This window comes from Aedoeadaptatus ivorii (assembly GCF_900638585.1).
GTDB lineage: Bacteria > Bacillota > Clostridia > Tissierellales > Peptoniphilaceae > Aedoeadaptatus > Aedoeadaptatus ivorii.
In genome coordinates, this window is record NZ_LR134523.1 from 504886 (window position 1) to 524051 (window position 19166).

Here is a 19166-nt window from a genome sequence, read left to right on the forward strand (position 1 = left end):
ATTTATTCTGAAGGAGGATGTTAGTTGTGGCTTATGAGTATGTAATTGTCGGATGCGGTATCGCCGGTGTAACGGCCGCCAAGGAAATCCGAAAAAACGACGACACGGGCACCATCTTGTTGTTGGGCGATGAGAACCGAGACGGGTATTACAGAATCAAGCTGACCGAACTCTTGGGCGAGAAGGATCCGACCTTTCCCGATCTGAACAAAGAGGGATGGGCGAAACAGTTGGGGATCGACGAATTCATCGGCGAAAAGGTCGAAAAGATCGACTTCGAATCCAAGACCCTGACCCTAAAGAGCGGAAAGACCGTTCGCGGCAACAAAATCCTTTTGGCAAACGGCAGCCATGCCAGTGCGCCCCCGTTTGAAAATAAGGACATCCCCGGCGTCTTTACCTTAAGAAGTTACGACGACTTGCTGGGCATTCAGAAATATTTAAAAGGCAAACAGCGCGTCGGGGTCATCGGCGGCGGCCTGTTGGGCCTCGAAGCGGCGCGCAGCCTGAAGGAATTGGGCAAAGAAGTGGCGATTATCCACCACTCCGATTACGTATTGAGCCGGCAGCTGGACCGCGAACTGGGCCTAATGCTCAACGAAGAGCTGAAGGACCAGGGGTATATGGTCTATACCGACAAAAACACCTCTCGGTTTTTAGGCGACGACCATCTGGAAGGCATCGAATTCGAGGACGGAAGCGTGCTCGATCTGGACTTCGTGCTCCTTTCCACCGGGGTTAAGCCCAATATCCAATTGTTCGAAGGCACGGGCCTCGCAATCGACCGTGGCGTCGTCGTCGACCATAGCTTAAAGACCAATATCGACGGCGTGTATGCCGCGGGGGATGTGGCACAGGTAGACGGCAAAGTGATGGGAATCTGGCCCGCCTCGATGTCTATGGGGAGAGTCGCCGGCGCCAATATGGCGGGCGGCGCGCTTCGCTACGACAATCCCATGCTCTTTACCCGGTTGGATATGGGGGACATTCAGATCTTCAGCGCCGGCGAGGTCGGCGAGGGCGATGTCTATTTCTACGACGACGGTGACATTCACCATCGCCTCTACGCCAAAGACGGCATGATCACCGGCGTCATCCTCTACGGCGAGACCAAAAATATGATGAAATTCAAGAAAATGGTCGAAGAAAAGGCGCCCGTCGACGAAGCCATATCGGCGGCCTATCCCTTTACCGAAAAGAAAGCATAAAAAATTCCCGAACCATCGAGTTCGGGAATTTTTTATTTGTCCGGCGCTTGCAGGGCGATCTTCAGTTGCAGACGCGTGCCGATGGCGAGATAGACGAAGACGTAAAATAGACTGTAAAAAAATTGCCACTGTAATCCTTCGTCCTTGTATCGCCAGATCGCCAGGGGGATAAACAAAAAGGGGCAGACCGCAAAGGCGATGGCGATGATTTTGTTTACCTTGGGCAAGACGACGGTGGGGTGCTTTTTATGTATGTTAAAGGGCTTTTTGCCGGCGTCGATGGCGTTGATCTCTTTCTTAAAAAAGGGAATGCCGACGGCGAGTACGACCATAATCACCGCAATGCGCGCCAAGGCGGCGGATTCGACGAAATTGCCGGATGCATCGTACAGGGGAAGGAAGGGATGTGCGACGGCCATAATGCCCAGGGCGAACATCCCGATATAATCCAGTTTTTTTAAGATCTGTAAGAGTTTTGTTTTTTCGATTTCCATAGTTACCTCCGAAATCAGTATAGCACAGGGGCGGCTTCTATGAAAAGGTTTCACCAATTTTCCATCCCACGGCGTAGACTTTATGGTATGATAAATTAAAATCGTGTAGAAATTAGGGGGATGATCATGCAGAAACAGATAAAAAACGGAATTATTTTTGTTGTTTTTTTAGTACTATGTTTTCTACTGACTCTAACGCCCTTCATATCGGAAGCCGCTTTGTTTCCCGTCAAAGAGACGAAAGACTTACCCTTCCACGGATTGATTTTCGAAAATCCCGCCCGGGTGGATCATTTGAAGATCGCCCGCAGACCGGAAGGGGGACGAGACGGCCGCTATCGCTATGACGTGCGTTTTCGCTATCGGGGCGACGCTTCCAGTCTGCGCGTATTGGGCGCGCTTTCTGACAATGTGTACCTGCCGGAGGGCGTGGAACCGTCGCACAGCAAGGTGCGGCTCAAGGGCGGCTACGACAAGGTGAGTGGTGCGGTCTATGAGTCTTTAAACATTCGCGATCTGGTCGCAAAGGAGGACTTTACGCTCCAACCGGACGCCGAAATGCGCATTCCCCTGGATGAAAAGGTAGGGGATTATGCCTTCAGCGTGTCGAATCTGCCGGGGACACTGTCGCTCTCTTCGAAAAGACCGGTGGCGACCGTAGGCGTATTTATCACCAACGGCAAGGTCGACGACTTTTCCGATGTCGCAAAGGACGACGACAAGGACGTCAAGCCCGTCACCGGTTCCAAGACCCGTTCGGGCATCTATATCAACAGCTTGGAGAGGATCTATCCCGCGGCGATGAACCGCGTCCGCTTTTGGAATACGGCTTCGAAGGTCGTGGCGGCGGTCGCCGTCATCGCCGTCGGCGCGGTGATTTTTCTCGACCGCAAAAAGCTGTATCCTGTGATTCCGTTTTCGATGCTCGCATTTGTATTTGCGCTTCCCCGGGCGATGGGAAAAGCACCAGGAAATCTCGGCGCCTTTTTGCTCCTTCCGCTTGCGGCGGGCATCGGCTATTTGCTCTTTAAGCTGATGACGCGGCGGGAACTCAGGCTTTCGGGGCTGGATCTGCGGCAGGGATTGGGATTTTTCCTCCTCGCCTTCTGCCTTTCGGTCTTTGTCTTTGTGGTGCCCAGGGGCATTTACTTCTGAAATCACAGGGCCCGAAGGGGGTATAGAAAAACACCCGGAAAACCTTACCGAATTGTATTTTTATCTATTCCATATTATAATAAATGCAGATCAAATAAAGGGGGAACCAAATGAAGAAAAAATCGCTGTTTCTGGCCATGATCATGCTCTTTACATTTGTACTGGCGGCATGCGGCGGCGCAGAGAAAGCGGCCGATAACGGCAATGAAGGTACGAATGCAAATAAGACGGAAGCCGAAGGCAAGACCGACGGCGACGTAAAGGGTATGAAGATCGGCTTTGTCACCGACGAAGGCGGCATCAACGACCAATCCTTTAACCAAGGCGTATGGGAAGGCTTGCAAAAGGCAAACGCCGACTTCGGATTCGACGTATCCTACCAAGAATCCAAGGAGGCGGGCGACTACGCACCCAATATCGAAACCCTGTTGGATGCCGGCAACGAAGTCATCGTAGCGGCTGGCTTCAACTTGGGCGATGCGATGTTGGAAGCGGCGGAAAATAACCCCGACGTTAACTTTGTCATCGTCGACTATACCTACGAAGACGGTCCGGACAACCTGACCGGTCTCGAATTTAAGGCGGAAGAACCTTCCTTCCTCGTCGGCTATATCGCGGGGCTTACCAGCGAAACCAACAAAGTCGGCTTTGTTGGCGGACAAGAATCCACGTTGATTCAAACCTTTGAATACGGCTACAAAGCGGGCGTGGACCAAGCGGCCAAGGAAAAGGGCCAAGAGATCCAGTTCGTCAGCCAATACGTCGGCAACTTCTCCGATGCGGCCAAAGGCAAGAGCATCGCGACCAATATGTATCAACAGGGCGCCGACGTGGTATTCCACGCTTCCGGCGGTGCGGGCGACGGCGTAATCGAAGCCGCCAAGGACCAAGACAAATGGGCCATCGGCGTAGACCGCGACCAAAACGACATCGCACCGGACAATGTACTCACCTCCGCTATGAAGCGCGCAGACAGCGCCGTCTATAAGGTGCTCGAAGGCCTTTCCAAGGGCGAAGACTTCCCCGGCGGCGAAAACCTCAGCTTCGGCTTGAAGGACGGCGATACGGTCGACATCGCACCCACCAGCGACAAGAATGTAAAACCGGAAATCCTCGCCAAGATCGACGCCTTAAAGGAAAAGATCGTATCCGGCGAAATCAAGGTGCCGAGCTCCAAGGAAGAATACGAAACATTTGAAGCAAAATAAATTTGATCTCGCGGGAGAGGCGAAATGCCTCTCCTTTTTGTTTGCGCCTTTAGAAAAGCGGGGGGATAGTGTATAATAAAACGAGTATATTAAGGGGGATAACGATGGTTGAAAGACAAAATGCGCCCGCCGTGGAGATGCGTGGAATCACCAAGAAATTCGGTGACTTCGTGGCGAACGACACGATCGATCTCGTCGTCGAAAAAGGGGAGATCCACGCACTCTTAGGTGAAAACGGCGCGGGCAAGAGTACGCTGATGAACGTACTCTACGGTTTATATGCGCCCACGGAAGGCGCGATTCGGATCCACGGAAAGCCCGTGGATTTTCGCGGTCCCAAGGACGCCATCGAGGCGGGTTTGGGGATGGTGCACCAGCACTTTATGCTGTTCGAGCCCTTTACCGTGGTAGAAAATATTATTTTGGGAGAAGAACCCACAAAAGGCGTCGTGCTGGACAAAGAAGAAGCGCGTAGACGCGTGATGGAGCTTTCCGATCGTTACGGCCTCAAGATCGACCCGGACGATCGCATCGAAAACATTTCGGTGGGTATGCAGCAGCGGGTCGAGATCCTAAAAGCGCTTTATCGCGATGCGGACATATTGATCTTCGACGAACCCACGGCGGTACTTACGCCCCAGGAGATCGAGGAGCTGATTAAAATCCTGCGTTCCCTCGCCGAAGAAGGAAAAAGCATTATCATCATCACCCACAAATTGGGCGAGATCAAAGCGTTGGCGGAGCGTTGCACGATCATTCGTCGGGGCAAGTGGATCGACACGGTGGATGTGGCGTCGACCTCCGAAGAAGCACTGGCAGAAAAGATGGTCGGCCGCGAGATCGCCTTTTCGGTCTATAAAAAGCCCATGCAGTTGGGCGAGGAGTTCCTCAAGGTGGAAGGCCTTCGCGTCAAGGATTTTCGCGGCGTGGAAAAACTCCGCGGCTTGAATCTCGAAGTCCGAAAGGGCGAGATCTTCGGCATCGCGGGCGTCGACGGCAACGGCCAATCGGAGTTGTTGGAGGCGCTTACGGGTTTACGACCCATTGAGGGCGGAAAGATTTTCATCGGCGGCAAGGATATGACGCAAAAGTCACCCAAGGAGATCCGCGATGCGGGCATGAACAACATTCCCGAAGACAGAAACAAGCGGGGCCTGGTGCAGGAATTTAGCGTGGCGGAAAATATGATCCTTCACCGCTTCCACGAGATGCCCTATGCCAAGGGCGGCATCTTGCAGGATGAAGCCATCCGTACCCATGCACAAGGGCTGATGGAATCGTACGACATTCGGCCGCGGCGCAGCGATTATCTGGCGGGAGAACTTTCCGGCGGGAATCAGCAAAAGGTCATCTTGGCGCGCGAGATCGACGACGATCCCGAAATCCTGATCGCAGCGCAGCCGACGCGGGGTCTCGACGTGGGCGCAATCGAATACATTCACAAATTCCTGGTGGAACAACGGGACCGCGGCAAGGCGGTGCTGTTGGTGAGCTTCGAATTGGAGGAAGTCATGAGTCTTTCCGATCGCATCGGAATTTTATATGAGGGACAGATCACCAAGATCTTCCGAGACGGGGAGGCCGACGAAAAGGAATTGGGCTACTATATGGCGGGAGGTAAAGACCATGAATAAGCGTATGCTCTACTACACGCTGATGTCCGTCGCCCTGGGCCTTTTGGTGGGAGCGATTATCTTGCTTGCCGTGGACGTAAACCCCATAGAAGCGTATAAGGTCATGATTTTGGGCGCCTTCGGCCGTCCCAAGTATCTGTCTTGGACCATCGTCGAGGCGGTGCCGATCATCCTTACGGGGATCGCCGTCGCCTTCGCCTTTCGCACCGGCATCTTTAATATCGGGGCGGAAGGACAGTTTATCGTCGGGAGTTTGGGCGCCATTATGGTGGGCGCGGCGGTCGAGATGCCGCCGGTGATCCACGCCGTCGTCGCCATACTCGCAGGGGTCGCCTTCGGCGCGCTTTGGGGCGCGATTGTCGGCATCTGCAAGGCAAAGCGGGGCGTCAACGAGGTCAACTCCCTCGATTATGTTGAACTGGATCGCCTTCTACCTGAGCAACTATATGCTCACCAAGGCATTTCTCAGAAAGCCCGACAGCAACTATTCCTTCGACATTCACCCGTCGGCGGGGATTCGCATTTTGGGCGAGTGGAAGCGCTCCGGCGCCGGGCGCGCCTTTTTGCGCGAACACGAAATCCTCAAGGACATCTTGAACCCGCCGGTTCACTGGGGCATTTTGCTCGCCATCGTCGTCGCCATTGCAGTGTGGTTTATTTTAAAGAAAACCAGCTTGGGCTACGAATTGAAGGCGGTGGGCTACAATAAATTTGCCGCGGAATATGGCGGCATCAATATCTCTAAGAACGTCATGATTTCCATGGCCGTTTCCGGCGCCATCGCCGGGCTCGCCGGCGCCGTGCAGGTGCTCGGCGTACAGGGCAATATCGGCCTGTTGGCGGCACAACAGGGCTACGGATTTAACGGCATCGCGGTCAGTTTGATCGCCGCTAATCATCCCATCGCCTGTATTCCTGCGGGCATTCTCTTTGCCGCCCTCAGTTACGGCGGCGGGAAGCTAAATTCCGCCATGAAGACGCCTTCGGAGATTATCAATATCGTCATCGGCATTATCGTGTTGTTTATCGCCATGCCGCGCTTTATGGACTGGATCCGCAACAAATTTGCCGCGAAGAAACAAGGGGGAGGGGAAACCATTGAATAACACAATACTGTTAAGCATCGCCGGGGTGCTGGGCATCACCTTGCTCTACGCCGCTCCCTTGATTTATGCGGCCATGGGCGGCATCGTCAGCGAAAACACCGGCGTCGTCAATATCGGACTCGAAGGCATGATGACCATCGGCGCCCTGGTGGGCGCAACGGTCGGATTTTATCTGGGAAACCCCTGGCTCGCCTTTATCGCCGGCGGATTGGGGGGCATGGCCATTGCGCTCCTACACGGCGTGGCGACGATCCACTTCGGCGCCGACCACGTGGTGAGCGGTACCGCCATCAACTTGCTGGGGCCGGGCCTTTCGATTTTCCTCGCCCGCCTGTTTTTCGACGGGGCGGCGATGACTCAACCCATCCCCCTCGGCAACAAGATGCCCCGGGTATTTTCCGGCGTCTTTAAGGGCGGCACCGTGGGCAATATTATCTTTAACCAATATATCACCGTATATATCGCCATCGCCTTGGTCGCCGTGGTTTACTTCGTCCTCTACAAGACCAAATTGGGACTGCGCCTTCGGGCGGTGGGCGAACACCCGCACGCCGCCGAGACCCTGGGTGTCGATGTGTATAAGATGAAATACATCGGCGTATTGACCTCGGGATTTTTGGCGGGCCTGGGCGGTGCGAGCCTGAGTCTCGCCGTGGTGGCGAACTTCCGCGAGACCCTCATTTCGGGCCAAGGCTTTATCGCCCTTGCGGCGGTCATTTTCGGCGGCTGGAAGCCTCACACCACGCTGCTCGCGTGCCTCCTTTTCGGGGCGGCGGAAGGCCTGGTGGTCTATCTGGGTTCGACCTCCCTTTCGGTGGCGCCGGACCTCTTGAATATGCTCCCGTATGTCATCACCATGGTCGCCATGATCGCCTTCGTAGGCGAGGCACGTGGACCGTCGGCAAACGGGTTGCCCTACAAGCGAAACAAATAAATGGTTGATGTGCAGACAAATGCGTCTGCGCATCTTTTTTTTTGCTCTCCTTTGCGATATCCTAGAATAGGAATAATTGTCGATTCAAAACGATCGGCAGCCGTCAAATACATATAAAAAGTACGGAGGAAAGATGAATCGCAATCGATTGGAAAATGTTATGCTCGTCATACTGGGCACAGACATCAACGCATACGGCATCGCCCGCAGCTGTCATTCTCATTACGAAAAGACCTCTCATGCCTTCGGCTACAAGGCGCTCGTCGAGACGGCAAACAGCCGCATTGTAACGCCGCATATCGTCGAGGGTTTTTATCGCGACGAGGTATTTACCCGCACGCTCCTCGACTTCGCCGCGGCGCATCCCGACAAGGAGAAAGTGCTCGTGCCCTGTTCGGATCTCTATGCGGAGCTGATGAGCCGCAATGCCGAAGTCTTACAAGGCGCCTATCGCTTTCGCATCGTAGAGGAGGCGCTGCGCCGAAAACTGGAAGATAAAATCGACTTTTACCATATGTGTGAAACCTACGGGCTCGAATATCCCGATACCCATGTATTGGATGCGGAATACGCGGATTTTGATTTTGAGGGCTTGGAGTATCCCATTGCAGTAAAGCCCAATGACAGCATTGGGTATGCCATGATCGATTTTCCCCATAAAAAAAAGGCCTACACCATACATACGCCGCAGGCGGCGCGGACGGTGATGGCACAGATCTACGGCGCCGGTTATAAGGGAGCCATGATCCTCCAGGACTTTATCCCGGGGGATCAAAGTGAAATGGCAGTGCTCAACACCTATTCCGACGGCGAGGGACGCGTGCGCATGATGTGCTACGGCAAATGCCTCTTAGACGAGGTGCTGCCCTTAAATATCGGCAACTACAATGCCCTCGTTACCGAAGACAATCCGGAAGTCTACGACCGGTATCAAAAGTTTTTGGAGGCGATCGGCTATAAAGGCTACGGCAATTTCGATTTAAAGCGAGACCCCCGCGATGGGAGATTTAAGGTTTTCGAAATGAACCTGCGACCGGGTCGTTCCAGCTTTTATATGGAAGCCGGCGGGCTCAATTATATCAGCTATCTCTTAAACGATGTGCTCGACGGCGGCTTAGAAGGTTGTCACCGCCATACAGCGCGAGGGCTGTGGCTCTATGTCGATCCCTATGTATTAAAAAAATACGCCTCTCCCGGAGACCGGGCGTATGCAAAAGAATTGTTAAAGGACGGCTATGCATTTACCCAGTGGTATGAGAACGATCGCTCGCCGGCGAGGCTACTTCAATACTGGCGCCGCCGCCTCTCTACCGTTAAATACTACCGTATCTACGGTTAGGGGATCGGGCCTTTTGGACTTGCCCGAAAGATCGATGCTCTTTTCGGCGAGGGTCGTAAGCGAATCGACGCAGAAGCGGGGATCGACGATGCCCGCACGATATAAGATAGAAAGCTCCGTACAGCCCAATAGAATGCTGTCGGCGCCTTTTTGTCGAAAGTAGGAAACCACCTCGGCGACTGAATCGGGGCGACACTTGCCCGTCGCCTTTAAGTTGGTATAGATGATCTCCATCACCTTTTGCTGCATTGTTTGATCGGGGAGGACATACGCGATCCCTCGACGCGACAGGGCATCTTGATACAGACCCGAGCGGAGATTGCCCGTGGTGGCCATAATGCCTGTGGTTTCGGCGGCGCGTTCTGCCACGGCATCGGCGGCGGTCTCGATCAAATTGACAATGGGCACCGATACGGAAGCGGCGAGCGCATCGTAAAAGCAGTGGGCGCTGTTACAAAGCAATACGATGGCATCCGCCCCGGCCTTTTCCAGAATTTTTACATCGCGCAAAAGATATGGCAGGGGACTTTCCTCGCTTTCGCCCAGTATGTATGCGGTGCGATCGGGGGTCGAAGCGGTAGAGGTAATCACCATATCGGGATAGTCCTGGTCGCAGTGGGCATCGGTAAGCGAGAGGACGATCGTCTGAAACTGCGCGGTCACCAGCGGGCCGAGGCCGCTCAGTACGCCGATGGTATGTTGGGACATAAGATACACTTCCTTTCATAGATATTTTTCATACTATCGCAGATAGAAAGCATATGCAAGAAGATTGGCCCTTGAAAGCCGAAAACAGCGCGATACCCGGTGGCATCGGCCGATCACGACGGCCTTGCAATAGGCGGGAAAAAGAGAATCGCTTCGTTTTGCCGAATCTTAGAGATTATGACGCCGCCATGTTTGGAATTTTACCCGGATTGTACACGACGGGAGCGGTATTTCAGGTAAAATAGAAGGGAACATAGGATCGTGGCGTCGAAACGAGGTTTTCATGATAAAGAATTGGATTCGAAATCCCCATGTAAAAAAATCGATCAATATAGCGAGCTGGGTGGCGACGGGTCTGTTTTTGTTGTGGATGTGGAGAGCGGGCCTTTTGACCGACGAAAACAAGATCCGCGCGGCGCTCGAGGCATCGGGTGCATTCGCCCCATTGGTCTTTATCGCGATTCAGGCGATACAGGTCGTCATCCCCATCCTGCCCGGGGCGGTGGGCTGCGTCTTCGGCGTGGTCTTCTTCGGCTCGCTAAAGGGATTCTTATACAATTACATCGGCATCTGCCTAGGCTCCATCGCGGCGTTTTACCTCTCCCGGCGCTACGGTTCGGCGTTCGCCAGACAGATGGCGGGGGGAAAGACCTTCGAAAAGTATTTGCACTATCTCGACGATACCTCGCGATTCGAGAAGGTCCTCGCCTTTCTCATCTTCTTTCCGTTTGCGCCCGACGACATCCTCTGCTATGTGGCGGGCTTAAGTCGCATTCGCTTCGAACGGTTTACGACGATAATTCTGTTGGGTAAACCCTTTGCCATCTGGTCCTACACCATGGGCATGGTTTATCTCATCAATGTGGCAACAAAGGTGGCGGGAAAGATCATACTATGAAAGTCTATATTTACTCGCAGTTTCAAAAGTGGATCGCAACCAGCGGCATCGGCCGGGCGGGTATTCACCAAAAGTGGTGCCTTACCCTGGCGGGCGCTCGGGTGGTAGACAATTACAAGGACGCGGACGTGGTGCATATCAACACGATTTTTCCCGGTACGCCCTTTATGGCACATCGGGCGAGAAAAGCCGGAAAGAAAGTGGTCCTCCACGCCCATTCCACCGAAGAAGATTTCCGCAATTCCTTTAAGGGATCCAATCAAATCGCCCCCTATTTCGGCAAATGGATCCGGTACTTATACGAACAGGGAGATGTGGTCGTCACCCCTTCCGCCTACTCCAAGCGGCTCTTAGAAGAAGACGGGGTCGATAAGGATATTTACGTACTCAGCAACGGCATCGATCTCGATTTTTATACCGCCAAGGGCGATGAGCGCAACCGGTTCCGAAAACTCTACGGCTATGGGCCCGAGGATAAGGTTATTATGTCGGTGGGCCTGTGGATCGAGCGAAAGGGGATTTTGGATTTTATCGAATTAGCAAAGTCCATGCCCGAATACCGCTTTATCTGGTTCGGAAAGACCAGCCCGAGCCTGATCCCCGCCAAGGTCGCCCGTGCCATCGAACAGGCGCCCTCGAACCTTCGCTTTCCGGGCTACGTATCCCGCGAGGCGCTGCGCGATGCGTACTTCGGCGCGGATCTGTTCTTATTCCCTTCTTACGAAGAGACCGAAGGCATCGTCGTCCTCGAGGCATTGGCTTCGAAAATCCCCGTGCTCCTCAGAAACATCCCCGTCTACAAAGGCTGGCTCACCCAGGGCCGCGACGTACATATGGCGCGCTCCCACGACGAATTCGCCGAGAAGGCAAAAAAGATTTTGTCCGGTGAGATGCAGGATTTGCGAGAAAACGGGTATAAAGTTGCCCAGTCCCGTTCTTTCGAGAGCATCGGAAAACGGCTGGTGGATATTTATCAAAGCATCGACGCAAATATGTAAAGGAGACACCATGGAATACAAAGTGTATGGAGACGATATCGTCCTGCGCCTGGATCCGGGCGATAAAATCGCAGAGAGCCTCTTGGTATTGGCAGAGAAAGAAAACATTCAGGCGGCATCGGTCGTGGGCCTCGGCGCCACAGACGACGTAAAGTTCGGCATCATGGACCTAAACGCCAAAGAATATACCGAAATGCATCTGAAAAAGCCCATGGAAATCACCATGTTTATGGGCAATTTGACGAGAAAAGACGGCGAGGCCTATCTCCACAGCCATATCAATCTGGGAGATGTAGAGGGCAATGTTTTCGGCGGCCACTTCCACGAGGGCGTTATCTCCGTCACCGCGGAACTCTTTATCCACACCGTCGGCGGCACCGTGGAGCGCGTGTTTGACGAAAAGAGCGGCGTCAACAAGATGGTATTTTGATCGATTGAGAACGAGAGAGCCCGAGAGGGCTCTTTTTTGATGCCTGCATACGAAAACAGCCCTTTCTATGCCATCGCCGGGCGAGAAATTCTGTATTTCTTTCTTATATGTAAGTGGGAAGATAAAATCTGTGTTAAAATCAGATTAGTTAGCGAACTATCAATGTACCTTTGTTTTCGAGGTTCGTCCTTGAAGCCGAGGGAGGAGGTTTAGGAATATGGATGAAAAGTTGGGCATCATCGCCATTATCGTCGAATCCGGTTCCTCGGACTGTGTGGAGCGCATTAACGGGCTCTTGCACGAGTACCGCCACATTATCGTGGGCAGGCTCGGCATCCCCTATCCCAAGCGGGCGCTGTCTTTGATCAGCGTCGTGGTCGACGGGGAGCAGGACAAGATCAATGCGCTTTCCGGGAAGCTCGGGATGCTCGGCGATGTCACCGTAAAGACGACGTTGGCAGGTGTGCGATGATCGAAGGAATTTTAGAAAAAGCGGGAAGCGGCGCGGGCTTCGACCGACGGGAGCTGCGCTATCTCTTAGAGAACCGCGAACAGCTGGAGAAACGGGTGTTTCAGAAGGCGGAGGCAATCAGTCGGAAGCACTTCCACGGAAAAATCTACGTGCGAGGTTTGATCGAATTTACCAATTATTGTAAAAACAATTGTTTCTACTGCGGCATCCGCAGGGACAATGCCGGTTTGGAGCGATTTCGCCTCGATGTCGGGGCGATGGAAGATGCGGTCCGTGCCGGCGCGGCGATGGGCTTTCGCACCTTTGTGCTCCAAGGGGGCGAGGATCCCTATTTTACCGACGAGATTCTTGCCGATCGCATTGCACGGATCAAGGCGATCTGTCCCGACGCCGCCGTCACTTTGTCGGTGGGCGAGCGGAGCCGCGAATCCTATGCGCGGCTGAAGCGGGCAGGGGCGGACCGTTTTTTGCTCCGCCACGAGACCGCCGATGCCGATCACTACGGCAAATTGCATCCGTCGGAGATGGATCCGGAGAAGAGAAAGCGATGCCTGTGGGATCTCAAGGCATTAGGATACCAAGTGGGGAGCGGATTTATGGTGGGAAGCCCCTATCAGAGGATCGAGAATCTGATCGAGGACTTTATGTTCTTACAAGAACTCGAGCCCGCCATGATGGGGATCGGTCCCTATGTCCGCCACCACGCCACGCCGTTTAGGGACTTTTCCTGCGGCAGCGTGGATCTCGCGGCGTATTGTATCGCGATTTTGCGGATGCTCTTTCCCAAGGCAAATATCCCGTCTACGACGGCGATGCAGACCTTGGCAAAAGACGGGCGCAATCGGGGCATCCGGGCGGGCGCGAATGTTTTTATGCCGAATCTGAGTCCGCGGGAAAACCGCAGGCGCTATGCGATCTACGACAATAAGGCGTCCTTTGCATTAGAAGCGGCGGAGAATTTGGAAACATTGAAGGATCAAATCGCAGCCCTGGGCTATACGATCGATATGGGCCGGGGAGATTATAAAGTGGAGGGATGAGAATGTATAACAAGATGTCGCCGAAGGCGGAAGACTTTATCAATCACGAAGAGATACTCGATACCTTAGCCTATGCCGAGGCCCACGCAAAGGACCGGGCGCTTCAGGAAGAAATCCTGGAGAAGGGCAAGAAGATGGAAGGGTTGGACCACCGCGAGGCGGCGGTACTTTTAGTCTCGGAACTTCCCGATGTGCGGGAATCGTTTCGGGAACTCGCCCGGGCGATTAAAAAGAAATACTATGGCAACCGAATTGTGCTCTTTGCGCCGCTGTACTTATCCAACTATTGCGTAAACGGCTGCGTATACTGCCCGTACCACAAGGAAAACGCACATATCGACCGGGTAAAGCTTTCGCAAGAGGAGATCGAACGAGAGGTCGTAGCGCTCCAGGATATGGGACATAAGCGCCTCGCACTGGAATTGGGCGAGGACCCGGTGAACAATCCCATCGAATACGTGTTGGAGAGCATCCGCACGATCTACGGGATCAAGCACAAAAACGGCGCCATTCGCCGGGTGAATGTCAATATCGCGGCGACCACGGTCGAAAATTATCGAAAACTCAAAGAAGCCGAAATCGGCACCTATATTCTGTTTCAGGAAACCTACCACAAAGAAAATTATGAAAAGCTCCACCCGAAGGGACCGAAGGCGAATTGGGCCTACCACACCGAAGCGATGGACCGCGCCATGGACGGCGGCATCGACGATGTGGGTTTGGGGGTATTGTACGGCCTCAACAGCTACAAATACGACTTTATCGGCCAGTTGATGCACGCGGAGCACTTGGAAGCCTATAAGGGCGTCGGGCCCCATACGATTTCGGTGCCTCGAATCCGCCCGGCGGACGACATCGACCCCGATGCCTTTGAAAACGGCGTGCCCGATGCCATTTTCGAGGACATTATCGCCTTGATCCGCGTGGCAGTTCCCTATACGGGGATGATTATCTCCACCCGCGAGAGCATGGAGATGCGCAAAAAGGCCCTGGAACTCGGGGTATCGCAGATCAGCGGCGGCTCCAAGACCTCCGTCGGAGGTTACGACGAGGGGCGCGAAGAAGAAAACTCCGCCCAGTTTGACACCGACGATGCCCGGCCTCTGGACGAGGTGATCGCATGGCTATTGGAGCTAGGGTATTTGCCGAGCTTTTGTACCGCCTGCTACCGCGCGGGGCGCACCGGCGAGACCTTTATGGAAGAGGTAAAGAACTTTCAGATCGCGCAATTCTGCCAGCCCAATGCGATTATGACGCTGGAGGAGTACCTGTCGGATTATGCGACGGCATCGACCCGTGCGCTGGGCGAGCGGCGCATCGAAGAGTTTTTAGACGACGTGGAGCGCGCGGATCTGCGAGAAAAGGCGCGAGAAAATGTCGCCAAGATCCGCGCCGGCGAAAGGGATTTTCGGTTCTGATATGGAGACACAAAAGGGACTGCGCCTGCATATCGGGATTTTCGGAGCGACCAACAGCGGCAAAAGCACGCTGATGAATCTGCTGACGGGACAAAAGACCTCTATGGTATCGGATCTGCCCGGGACGACCACCGATCCGGTGTATAAGAATATGGAGATCGACGGTTTGGGGCCGGTGACGCTGATCGATACGGCGGGCTTTTCCGATGCGACCGCGCTGGGAAATGAGCGCATGCGGCGCACCGTCAAGGTGCTCGACGAGATCGATGCCGCCATTGTTTTGGGAGAGGGCGCCCCGGAGATCCGCGCGGCGCTTTTGGAAAAGAAGATCCCCGTGCTGGCCCTCAGTTGGCCGTTCGAAGCGCGCGATACGATTCTTCAGCGCATTCGAAATCTCTTCAAAGAAAAGGAGCGCGCACCGCGCCTTTTGGAGGGCATTGCATCGCCCGGCGATCATCTGCTCCTGATTATGCCCCAGGACGAATCCGCGCCCCGAGGGCGGCTGATCTTGCCGCAGGTACAGACCCTGCGAGAGATCCTCGACACACAGCTCACCGCCACCGTCGCCACCCCTGAAACTATGGAGGCGGCGATAGAACGCATGGCGGATCCCCCGGATTGGATTGTCACCGACTCCCAGGTTTTCGCCGAGGTGTTCGCGAAAAAGCCCGAAGGCACGAAGATCACCTCCTTTTCGATCCTCTTCGCCCGGGCAAAGGGCGATATAGAGCGCATGGTGGTGGGGGCGCGGACGCTCGATTCCCTTACCGAATCGAGCCGCATTTTGATCTCCGAAGCCTGCACCCACGCGCCCAAGGAAGAGGACATCGGACGGGTGAAGATTCCGCGGCTTCTTCGAAAAAAGATCGGCGAGAGGCTTTGCATCGATTTTTCCCGCGGCATCGATTTTCCCGAAGACGTGGCGTCCTATGATCTGATCGTCATGTGCGGCAGCTGTATGTTTCAGCGGCCCGTGGTGCAGGCGCGGATCGAGGCCGCCGTACGCGCAGGCGTACCGGTCACCAACTACGGGATTTTGATCGCCGCGCTTCGGGGCATTTTGGACGATGTGGATTGGCGATAGCTGTATTGAATGAAAAGAAGGACCCGCTGCATTTGCGGCGGGTCCTTTTTGTGCCCTTCCGTTGTTGAGGGAAACGGGAAGGTTCGTTATAATAGGGTGAGAAACATACGAATGAGGTGGAAGCGTGAATGTATCAATTATATTAGCAGCGGGGGAAGGCACGCGCATGAAGTCGCAAGTGCCCAAAGTGCTGCACAAAGTGGCGGGCAAGGCCATTTTGAGTTATGTGGTCGACAACTGCATTTCGAATGCGATGGACAAAAACGTTGTCATCGTCGGCCACAAAAAAGAAGAAGTGATTTCCTATTTTCAGGACAAGCCACTGAAATTTATAGAACAAAAGGTGGGAGAAGGCATCCCTTACGGCACGGGCTATGCCGTAAAATGCGCCATCGACGAATTCGACGAGGACGATACGGTCTATATCCTCACGGGGGATACCCCCCTGTTTAAGCAGGAGACCATCGCGCGTTTTATGAAGTATGTGGACTATCACGGCTTCGACGCCTGCGTGCTTACCGCCATCGTCAAAAAACCCTTCGGCTACGGCCGAATTATCCGCGGCCAGGACTCCAATATCCTGGGCATCGTAGAGGAAAAGGACGCAAGCGACAAGGAAAAGGCGATCACCGAAGTCAACACCGGGATCTTCGCCTTTAAGGGCAGTGCGCTCAAGGACAACTTGGGGGCGCTGACCAGCGACAACAGCCAACAGGAACTGTATCTGACCGATGTCATTCGCCTGCTCCGCGAACAGGGCAAGAACATCGGCGGATTTACCATCGGTTGTGAAGAGGAAATGCTGGGGATCAACTCCCGCGTACAGCTGGCGCAATGTGAAAATATTCTGCGTCGGCGCATCAACGAGCACCATATGAAAAACGGCGTTACCTTCCTCCATCCGGAATCCACCATGGTGGACTTCGACGTGGAGATCGCCCCGGATACCATTTTGGATCCCGGCGTCCATTTGGAAGGCAAGACGAAGATCGGCGAGGGCGTCAGAATTCGCGGCGCCTCGCGCGTATCGGACAGCGTGATCGGAGACGAGGTGGTGATCGACAATTCCGTCATCGAATCCTCCCAAGTTGCGGCGCGCGTGACCATCGGGCCTTTTGCCCATCTGCGTCCGAATAGCGTATTGGAAGAAGACGTGCACATCGGCAATTTTGTCGAGGTCAAAAAATCCCACATCGGCGTCGGCACCAAAGCGGGCCACCTCGCCTATATCGGCGACGGCGAAGTGGGAGAAGGGGTCAACATCGGCTGCGGGGTGATCTTCGCCAACTACAACGGCAAGGAAAAATTCAAGACCGTCGTGGGCGACCATGCCTTTATCGGCTCGAACTCGAATTTGGTGGCGCCGGTAGAAGTCGGCAAGGGCGCCTATGTCGCAGCGGGCAGTACGATTACGGAAGAAGTGGCGGACAACGCCCTGGCGGTTGCCCGAGACAGACAGAGAAACATTCCCGGCTGGGCCGAAAGAAAGGATAAATAATATGCACAATCACGGAGATATCGTAATTTTTTCCGGAAACTCCAATCCGGAATTGGTGGACAAAATCTGCAAGCTCCTCAAGATTCCCTTGGGCGACTGCAATGTCAACCAATTCAGCGACGGAGAAATTTCCATCGACATTAAAGAATCCGTACGCGGCAAGGACGTATTCGTCATTCAGCCCACCTCGGCGTCGGTAAACGACCACTTGATGGAACTTTTGATCCTGATCGACGCACTAAAGCGCGCCAGCGCCGGCCGGATCAATGCCGTGGTGCCCTATTACGGCTACGCCCGCCAAGACCGAAAGGTGCGCGCCCGCGAACCCATTACGGCGAAGCTCGTCGCCAATCTGATCGCCACCAGCGGCGCCAACCGCGTGGTCTGTATGGACCTGCACGCCGGACAGATTCAGGGTTACTTCGACATTCCCGTGGACCACTTGACGGCCATTCCCTACTTAGCGGATTACTTTAACGAAAATATCGACGTATCCAATGTCGTCGCCGTAAGCCCCGACCTGGGCGGCGTGACCCGCACCCGAAACTTCGCCGAAAAATTGGGCAGCGCCCCCATTGCCATCATCGAAAAGCGCAGACCCAAGGCGAATGAGAGCGAAGTTATGAACGTCATCGGTTCTATCGAAGGCAAGGACTGCATCCTGGTCGACGACATCGCCGATACCGCCGGCACCATGTGCAAGGCGGCGGAAGCGCTGAAGAAATACGGCGCGAAGAAAATCTACGGCTGTGCGAGCCACGGCGTGCTCTCCGGCCCCGCCATCGACCGCATCAACAACTCCGTGATGGAAAAATTCGTGATCACCGACACCATCCACCTGCCGGAAGAAAAGCGATCCGAAAAGATCGACATCGTCAGCGTGGCGCCGATCCTCGCGAGCGCCATTCAGCGGATTAACACCGACAATTCCATCAGCAAGATTTTTGACGAAGAATAATGCTGATCGTCGGTTTGGGAAATCCCGGAGATCGCTACCGACACACCCGCCACAATGTCGGTTTTATGGCATTGGACGCCATTGCAGACCATCTGAATATCTCCGTCAATTCCATACGCTTTAAGGGGCTCTACGGCGAGGGGCGCATACAGGGCAAAAAAGTGCGCCTGCTCAAGCCGAGCACCTATATGAACGAAAGCGGACAATCCGTCAGGGAATGTATGCACTATTTTAAGATCCCGCCGGAGGAGGTGCTGGTACTGGTCGACGACATCGACATCGAATTTGGCACCATCCGCATCCGAAAGTCCGGCAGTGCCGGCACCCACAACGGGTTAAAATCGATTATCTATCAAATACGATCCGATCAGTTCCCCCGGCTCAAGATCGCCGTCGGCAAAAAGAATCCCCATATGGATCTCGCCGACTTCGTCCTCTCCGGTTTTTCCAAAGACGAGATTCCGGTGATGGAGGAGACGGTGGAAAAGGCAAAGCGCGCGGCCATCGCCTGGACGATTGACGGCGTCGACAGCGCCATGAATATGTGGAACGGAAAATAAAAAGCAGCCCAAGATTTTGGGCTG

The 19166-nt window shown here is 54.3% G+C and carries 19 protein-coding genes and 1 pseudogene; 18 read left to right on the plus strand and 2 right to left on the minus strand.

The features are described 5' to 3' along the window. Positions 1–26: 26 nt before the first annotated feature. The gene (locus EL294_RS02535; RefSeq protein WP_164715187.1) at positions 27–1208 is read left to right on the plus strand and encodes an NAD(P)/FAD-dependent oxidoreductase; all 1182 of its coding nucleotides are present in this window, start codon (positions 27–29) and stop codon (positions 1206–1208) included. Positions 1209–1240: 32 nt separating this feature from the next. Here EL294_RS02535 and EL294_RS02540 read toward each other — a convergent pair whose 3' ends face one another. Continuing rightward, on the minus strand, positions 1241–1702 hold the full coding sequence (locus tag EL294_RS02540) for a hypothetical protein (RefSeq protein ID WP_126464958.1): 462 nt from the start codon (positions 1700–1702) through the stop codon (positions 1241–1243). A 219-nt stretch (positions 1703–1921) separates the two neighbouring features. Between EL294_RS02540 and EL294_RS02545 the strand changes: the two genes are divergently transcribed. The 7 genes and pseudogenes from EL294_RS02545 (at position 1922) to EL294_RS02570 (ending at position 9078) form a co-directional block, all read left to right on the plus strand. Beyond that, positions 1922–2857: a hypothetical protein gene (locus EL294_RS02545; RefSeq protein ID WP_126464960.1), complete on the plus strand. Its 936-nt coding sequence runs from the start codon at positions 1922–1924 to the stop codon at positions 2855–2857. A 110-nt stretch (positions 2858–2967) separates the two neighbouring features. Further along, positions 2968–4065: a BMP family lipoprotein gene (locus EL294_RS02550; RefSeq protein ID WP_126464962.1), complete on the plus strand. Its 1098-nt coding sequence runs from the start codon at positions 2968–2970 to the stop codon at positions 4063–4065. 104 nt (positions 4066–4169) lie between these two features. Then, on the plus strand, positions 4170–5699 hold the full coding sequence (locus EL294_RS02555) for an ABC transporter ATP-binding protein (protein ID WP_126464964.1): 1530 nt from the start codon (positions 4170–4172) through the stop codon (positions 5697–5699). 103 nt (positions 5700–5802) lie between these two features. Next, positions 5803–6036, plus strand: a pseudogene (locus tag EL294_RS08130) (ABC transporter permease subunit); the annotation flags it as partial. Positions 6037–6109: 73 nt separating this feature from the next. Continuing rightward, positions 6110–6805 carry an ABC transporter permease gene (locus EL294_RS08135; protein WP_331852447.1) on the plus strand — a complete coding sequence of 232 codons (696 nt, stop codon included), beginning with the start codon at positions 6110–6112 and terminating at the stop codon, positions 6803–6805. Beyond that, complete coding sequence (locus tag EL294_RS02565) at positions 6798–7739, plus strand: ABC transporter permease (protein ID WP_232006495.1); 942 nt, start codon at positions 6798–6800, stop codon at positions 7737–7739. The genes EL294_RS08135 and EL294_RS02565 overlap by 8 nt, the downstream gene beginning before the upstream one ends. A gap of 133 nt (positions 7740–7872) precedes the next feature. Then, positions 7873–9078, plus strand: coding sequence for a carboxylate--amine ligase (locus EL294_RS02570; RefSeq protein ID WP_232006496.1), 1206 nt, complete (start codon positions 7873–7875; stop codon positions 9076–9078). On the opposite strand, the gene EL294_RS02575 is transcribed toward EL294_RS02570, so the two are convergent. Further along, positions 9019–9786, minus strand: a complete 768-nt coding sequence (locus tag EL294_RS02575) for an aspartate/glutamate racemase family protein (protein ID WP_126464966.1) — start codon at positions 9784–9786, stop codon at positions 9019–9021. The two genes, EL294_RS02570 and EL294_RS02575, sit on opposite strands and share 60 nt — an antisense overlap. A gap of 283 nt (positions 9787–10069) precedes the next feature. Between EL294_RS02575 and EL294_RS02580 the strand changes: the two genes are divergently transcribed. The 10 genes from EL294_RS02580 to pth all read left to right on the plus strand — a co-directional run bounded on the left by EL294_RS02580 (position 10070) and on the right by pth (position 19142). After that, positions 10070–10684, plus strand: coding sequence for a TVP38/TMEM64 family protein (locus EL294_RS02580; protein WP_126464968.1), 615 nt, complete (start codon positions 10070–10072; stop codon positions 10682–10684). Continuing rightward, the gene (locus EL294_RS02585) at positions 10681–11682 is read left to right on the plus strand and encodes a glycosyltransferase family 4 protein (protein ID WP_126464970.1); all 1002 of its coding nucleotides are present in this window, start codon (positions 10681–10683) and stop codon (positions 11680–11682) included. Before EL294_RS02580 ends, EL294_RS02585 begins: the two co-directional genes overlap by 4 nt. Positions 11683–11692: 10 nt before the next feature. Then, entirely contained in the window at positions 11693–12112 is a 420-nt protein-coding gene (locus EL294_RS02590; protein WP_126464972.1) for a PPC domain-containing DNA-binding protein, read from the plus strand. Between the two features lie 217 nt (positions 12113–12329). Beyond that, positions 12330–12584 (plus strand): TM1266 family iron-only hydrogenase system putative regulator, encoded by a 255-nt coding sequence (locus tag EL294_RS02595; RefSeq protein WP_126464976.1) that lies wholly within the window; start codon positions 12330–12332, stop codon positions 12582–12584. After that, the gene (hydE, locus tag EL294_RS02600) at positions 12581–13624 is read left to right on the plus strand and encodes a [FeFe] hydrogenase H-cluster radical SAM maturase HydE (RefSeq protein ID WP_126464978.1); all 1044 of its coding nucleotides are present in this window, start codon (positions 12581–12583) and stop codon (positions 13622–13624) included. Before EL294_RS02595 ends, hydE begins: the two co-directional genes overlap by 4 nt. Continuing rightward, positions 13621–15042, plus strand: a complete 1422-nt coding sequence (gene hydG / locus EL294_RS02605) for a [FeFe] hydrogenase H-cluster radical SAM maturase HydG (RefSeq protein WP_269471182.1) — start codon at positions 13621–13623, stop codon at positions 15040–15042. Before hydE ends, hydG begins: the two co-directional genes overlap by 4 nt. A 1-nt stretch (position 15043) precedes the next feature. Continuing rightward, positions 15044–16126, plus strand: coding sequence for a GTPase (locus EL294_RS02610; RefSeq protein WP_126464981.1), 1083 nt, complete (start codon positions 15044–15046; stop codon positions 16124–16126). Positions 16127–16250: 124 nt separating this feature from the next. Continuing rightward, complete coding sequence (gene glmU, locus EL294_RS02615) at positions 16251–17624, plus strand: bifunctional UDP-N-acetylglucosamine diphosphorylase/glucosamine-1-phosphate N-acetyltransferase GlmU (protein WP_126464982.1); 1374 nt, start codon at positions 16251–16253, stop codon at positions 17622–17624. A gap of 1 nt (position 17625) precedes the next feature. Next, positions 17626–18582 carry a ribose-phosphate diphosphokinase gene (locus EL294_RS02620; RefSeq protein ID WP_197721108.1) on the plus strand — a complete coding sequence of 319 codons (957 nt, stop codon included), beginning with the start codon at positions 17626–17628 and terminating at the stop codon, positions 18580–18582. Continuing rightward, entirely contained in the window at positions 18579–19142 is a 564-nt protein-coding gene (gene pth / locus EL294_RS02625; protein ID WP_126464984.1) for an aminoacyl-tRNA hydrolase, read from the plus strand. Before EL294_RS02620 ends, pth begins: the two co-directional genes overlap by 4 nt. The last annotated feature ends 24 nt before the right edge of the window (positions 19143–19166 follow it).

Excerpts from the sequence above, each read along its gene's own strand:
- EL294_RS02540 (WP_126464958.1), bottom strand. The coding sequence starts at position 1,702 with ATGGAAATCGAAAAAACAAAACTCTTACAGATCTTAAAAAAACTGGAT.
- EL294_RS02550 (WP_126464962.1), top strand. The coding sequence starts at position 2,968 with ATGAAGAAAAAATCGCTGTTTCTGGCCATGATCATGCTCTTTACATTT.
- EL294_RS02555 (WP_126464964.1), top strand. The coding sequence starts at position 4,170 with ATGGTTGAAAGACAAAATGCGCCCGCCGTGGAGATGCGTGGAATCACC.
- EL294_RS08135 (WP_331852447.1), top strand. The coding sequence starts at position 6,110 with ATGTTGAACTGGATCGCCTTCTACCTGAGCAACTATATGCTCACCAAG.
- EL294_RS02570 (WP_232006496.1), top strand. The coding sequence starts at position 7,873 with ATGAATCGCAATCGATTGGAAAATGTTATGCTCGTCATACTGGGCACA.
- EL294_RS02575 (WP_126464966.1), bottom strand. The coding sequence starts at position 9,786 with ATGTCCCAACATACCATCGGCGTACTGAGCGGCCTCGGCCCGCTGGTG.
- EL294_RS02580 (WP_126464968.1), top strand. The coding sequence starts at position 10,070 with ATGATAAAGAATTGGATTCGAAATCCCCATGTAAAAAAATCGATCAAT.
- EL294_RS02585 (WP_126464970.1), top strand. The coding sequence starts at position 10,681 with ATGAAAGTCTATATTTACTCGCAGTTTCAAAAGTGGATCGCAACCAGC.
- EL294_RS02590 (WP_126464972.1), top strand. The coding sequence starts at position 11,693 with ATGGAATACAAAGTGTATGGAGACGATATCGTCCTGCGCCTGGATCCG.
- EL294_RS02595 (WP_126464976.1), top strand. The coding sequence starts at position 12,330 with ATGGATGAAAAGTTGGGCATCATCGCCATTATCGTCGAATCCGGTTCC.
- hydE (WP_126464978.1), top strand. The coding sequence starts at position 12,581 with ATGATCGAAGGAATTTTAGAAAAAGCGGGAAGCGGCGCGGGCTTCGAC.
- hydG (WP_269471182.1), top strand. The coding sequence starts at position 13,621 with ATGAGAATGTATAACAAGATGTCGCCGAAGGCGGAAGACTTTATCAAT.
- EL294_RS02610 (WP_126464981.1), top strand. The coding sequence starts at position 15,044 with ATGGAGACACAAAAGGGACTGCGCCTGCATATCGGGATTTTCGGAGCG.
- EL294_RS02620 (WP_197721108.1), top strand. The coding sequence starts at position 17,626 with ATGCACAATCACGGAGATATCGTAATTTTTTCCGGAAACTCCAATCCG.